General features: G+C 71.8%; 1 pseudogene. It reads left to right on the top strand.

What is annotated here, in order from left to right:
* Window positions 1-529, top strand: a pseudogene (locus tag MTQ10_RS30955) (IS5 family transposase); the annotation flags it as partial.

The raw sequence follows: 529 nt of genomic DNA on the forward strand, positions 1-529 counted from the left end.
TTCGTGGCCACCTCGGGCTGCACGTGGCGGCAGTTGCCACCGGTGTTCGGGCCGGCCTGGCCCACGGTCTACCGGCGCTTCGCCCAGTGGAGCCGGGACCGAGTCTGGGCCAGGCTGCACCGCGTCATCCTCGACGAACTCGGCGCCCGGGGCGAGCTGGACTGGTCGCGGTGCGCGATCGACTCCGTCAGCGTCCGGGCGGCAAAAGGGGGCCACTGACCGGACCGAATCCGACCGACCGCGGCAAACCGGGATCGAAAATCCACCTGATCACCGACCGGAACGGCGTGCCGCTGTCGCTGGGCATCTCCGGCGCCAACCTGCACGACAGCCTCGGCCTGGAACCGCTCGTGCGCGGGATCCCGCCCATCCGCTCCCGCCGCGGCCCGCGCCGCCGGCGCCCGGCCAAACTCCACGCCGACAAGGGCTACGACTACGACCACCTGCGGGAATGGCTTCGCGAGCGTCGCATCCGTCACCGCATCGCCCGCAAAGGCATCGAGTCGTCCACGCGGCTCGGCCGACACCG

It is taken from the genome of Streptomyces sp. XM83C, assembly GCF_023072675.1.
Lineage (GTDB): Bacteria > Actinomycetota > Actinomycetes > Streptomycetales > Streptomycetaceae > Streptomyces > Streptomyces thermocoprophilus.